The 803-nt window shown below is 69.5% G+C and carries 1 pseudogene; it reads right to left on the bottom strand.

The annotated features are described in order from the left end of the window. Window positions 1-746 (bottom strand): annotated as a pseudogene (locus G3N97_RS39025) (AMP-binding protein); the annotation flags it as partial. Window positions 747-803: the final 57 nt, after the last annotated feature.

Below are 803 nucleotides of genomic sequence, written 5' to 3'. Positions count from 1 at the left end.
TCGCTGGCGAGCAGCGTGCGCAGATGGATCGGCGATGTGACGAGCACGCGCGGCTGCGGCACGGCGTCGAGTTCCGCGCGGATGTCGGCGGCGTAGAACGGCTGGCGGCTGCTGAAGGCGAGGCCGCCGATCAGCGCGAGCAGCACCGTCGATTCGAAGCCGTACATGTGCTGCGCGGGCACCGTGCCGACCAGCGTGTGGGCGGCGGCATCGTCGCCCGTCAGGCCGAGACTCAGCGCCGAGGCGCGCACGCCTTCGACGAGGCAGCCCCAGGTCTTGCGATGCGGCACCGGCGCGCCGGTCGAGCCCGAGGTGAAGACGTAGGCCATCACGCGCGCGGCGTCGATCTGCGGGACGACGAAGGCGTCAGTGCTGTCGCAGCAGTCATCTTTGGTCAGATTTGCGACGGCCGTGTCGGGATATTGAAAGCGCGGCAGGTCGATCGCGCAGTCGGGTGAGTCGTGCAGGCAGAAGGTATCGGGCGCGAAGGCCGCGAGCTGACGGACCGTCTCCGGCGTGTGGTTCGAAGGCAGCAGGCTGATGCGCTGGGCGACGAGCGCCGCGCACAGGCTCACCGTGAAGCGGTAGCGGTCGCGGCAGACGTTGAACACGTGGCCGCCCGGCGGCAACGCGGCGGCCACGCGTGCGACGTCGGCGAGGAAGCCGCGCACGGTGACGGGCGCGCCATCGCGCCAGGCGATGACCTGGCGGGGCGAAGCGTGAAACAGCAGCGGATGAGTCGGCATAAATCGGTTGATGCGAAAACTTCGGCCAGCAGCGCGGCTGCCGGCCCGTCGTTCATA

Origin of the sequence: Paraburkholderia sp. Ac-20347 (assembly GCF_017104805.1) — a bacterium.
In the GTDB taxonomy this organism is placed as follows: Bacteria; Pseudomonadota; Gammaproteobacteria; order Burkholderiales; family Burkholderiaceae; genus Paraburkholderia; species Paraburkholderia tropica.
This window is presented reverse-complemented; position numbering and strand designations above follow the sequence as displayed.